This window comes from Faecalicatena contorta (genome assembly GCF_021531995.1).
GTDB lineage: Bacteria > Bacillota > Clostridia > Lachnospirales > Lachnospiraceae > Dorea_A > Dorea_A contorta_A.
The window spans coordinates 1-2,525 of record NZ_JAFBIZ010000201.1 but is presented as its reverse complement, the minus strand read 5'-3'; the positions used below and the strand labels follow the sequence as shown (position 1 = coordinate 2,525).

The window sequence follows — 2,525 nt, the reverse complement described above, 5'->3', positions numbered from 1 at the left end:
ATATTTAAGTTTTCTGTATCCTTTGGACTTAAAAAATTACTTTCCAGCCATCTGTTTTGCAACTTCTTGAACCTGAGCCTCTTGGACTCAACCCTCAAAAGCAGCTTACTTACTGGCTATTTTCGTGTTTTCCACTAGCAGCTTTATTTTATTTCATTTTAGTTTTACGAAGCTTTTTTTTCGTACAACTTTTTAACTATTTTTCTACTCCCGATACCCGCCTTGTCTTTATTTTCGTAAAGGGTTTTATCATTTTCGTAGGATTTATTTTACGAAGGCTTACGAAAACTTCTTTTCGTAAGCAGCTGTCCATCAGGCATTCATTGCTACTTTGAATTTCTCCAATTCATTTCCCATCATCTCTTCTGATACATGTGTGTATATATCAATTGTTGTGGAATAATGAGCATGTCCCATTCGCTGTATTTGTATGTTTTTTTATTGATACAATTCGTAACGCTGGTGCTCCGTTTTATGCGGCTATTGCTGCCATTCTTTGTATGCGGCAGAATCAGCAGGACAGTTTTCAATAAGCCAAAAATAGAGAATTTGCGACCATAATAGATGGTATATGGGGAATGATTTTGCTGCCGCCCTTTCCCATAATCGAAGAAAGGGGGATTTTCCATGACTGATTCCAAACACTTAATATTGAAGGTTGTATTGTTCGATTTAAAGAACTATAATAGATTCTATGGAGGTGCGAGATGGACTATATGACATTAAAAGAGGCCGCCGAGAAATGGGGCGTGACACCTCGTAGAGTGAATTATTATTGTGCCGGTGGGCGTATCTCCGGCGCTGTGAAGATGGCCGGTGTTTGGCTGCTCCCTAAAACTACGGAAAAGCCAGTTGATGGCCGGACAAAACAAGGAAAGGAGCAAAAGCATGAGTAATATATTACTTCTTGAAGATGATCTGAGCCTGATTAACGGGCTTTCTTTTGCGTTCAAAAAACAGGGATTTGAATTAGTTGTTGTCAGAACCCTCAAAGAAGCAGACAGTTTGTAGACAGATGGAAAATATGATTTGCTGGTGCTTGATGTATCACTGCCGGATGGCACTGGATTTGAATTTTGCAAAAAAGTGCGGCAGTTTTCCAAAGTTCCCATCATGTTTTTGACAGCGGCAGATGAAGAAATGAACATTATCATGGGATTGGACATTGGCGGAGACGATTATATTACAAAACCGTTTAAGCTGGGAGTGTTAGTATCCAGAGTAAATGCACTGCTTCGTCGGGCAAAGGATTTCAGTTCCGCAGATACACAGCTGGAATCCAACGGAATGAAAGTGCTTTTGCTGCAAGGGGAGGCGTTCAAGAATGGAAAGCTATTGGACCTGACTGCCGCAGAATATAAACTGCTGTGTCTGTTTATGAGAAACCCTAACATGGTACTTACCAAAGAACAAATTTTAGATAAGCTATGGGACTGCGATGGAAATTATATTGACAGCAGTACCCTTACCGTATATATGAGGCGGCTGCGTATGAAGATCGAGGATAATCCGAGTGAACCACAAATGCTCCTGACGGTTCGGGGAATGGGTTACAAATGGAATGTGATCGGGTGAGGGGTCTATGAAAATATTTGCAAACAAAGAGATCAAAAGATTGTTTCTTGTATTATCAGTTATTTGGGTGACCTCCTTTCTGCTGACACAAGGGTTCTTATGGCTGTGCTATCAGCGGTTTTCTTTGTTCCTATTGCTTGTTTTTGTATTGGAAGGAGGGGCCATATTGGCAGCGTGTTGTTCCTATTTCACCAAACAAAATCAAGTTATGGAACAGGCGGTATCACAGATCAATGCGTATCTTGACGGAGATCACAATGCCCGTATTGAATGTGATGATGAGGGCGAACTGTATCGGTTGTTTCATTCTGTCAATTCTCTGTCGGCTGTCTTAAATGCTCACGCAGATAACGAACTTCGGGAAAAGGAATTTCTGAAAAATACAATCTCTGATATTTCCCACCAACTGAAAACACCGCTGGCTGCTTTGAATATTTATAATGGTCTGCTTTAGGACGAAAATATGGAATTGAGTACGGTAAAAGAGTTTGCTGATTTATCCGAACAGGAACTTGACCGCATTGAAACACTGGTACAAAACCTGCTCAAGATTACAAGACTGGATGCCGGTGCCATCGTGTTGGAAAAGGCCACAGAGAATGTGGCGGATATGATACGGAATATTGAAGCTTTTTTCTCCCAGAGTACTAACCACGTTATGCGGATAATTTGCCGGAACAATAATAATTGTTCCCTCCGAAACGGAATTCGTTCCTTATTGAATATAATGATTCCTTTTCCTTTTTCTACAGATTCCAATTTCAAGAAGATTATGGTAATGATTTCTTGGTGTTTCTTTTTCAAAACGGTCCCGTCCGTAGTTTCTGATTCCTACACTTCCGAGCTTGGCAACCAAATCCTCCCCACTTGATATCTGATAATATTCCAGCTTTATTTTTGATAAATTTGCCATTTTTAGCCTTTCTGCACTCTTCTGAACATAATTAAGG

The 2,525-nt window shown here is 40.3% G+C and carries 2 protein-coding genes and 2 pseudogenes; 3 read left to right on the top strand and 1 reads right to left on the bottom strand.

Annotated elements, in window-relative coordinates:
* Positions 1-707: 707 nt before the first annotated feature.
* The 3 genes and pseudogenes from JQM82_RS15130 to JQM82_RS15120 all read left to right on the top strand — a co-directional run bounded on the left by JQM82_RS15130 (position 708) and on the right by JQM82_RS15120 (position 2,029).
* Positions 708-896: a helix-turn-helix domain-containing protein gene (locus JQM82_RS15130; protein WP_235251230.1), complete on the top strand. Its 189-nt coding sequence runs from the start codon at positions 708-710 to the stop codon at positions 894-896.
* Positions 889-1,575 (top strand): annotated as a pseudogene (locus JQM82_RS15125) (response regulator transcription factor). The gene JQM82_RS15130 and the pseudogene JQM82_RS15125 overlap by 8 nt, the downstream one beginning before the upstream one ends.
* 166 nt (positions 1,576-1,741) lie before the next feature.
* Complete coding sequence (locus JQM82_RS15120) at positions 1,742-2,029, top strand: hypothetical protein (RefSeq protein WP_235251229.1); 288 nt, start codon at positions 1,742-1,744, stop codon at positions 2,027-2,029.
* A 261-nt stretch (positions 2,030-2,290) separates the two neighbouring features.
* Here the strand turns inward: JQM82_RS15120 and JQM82_RS15115 are convergent.
* Positions 2,291-2,525, bottom strand: a pseudogene (locus JQM82_RS15115) (hypothetical protein); the annotation flags it as partial.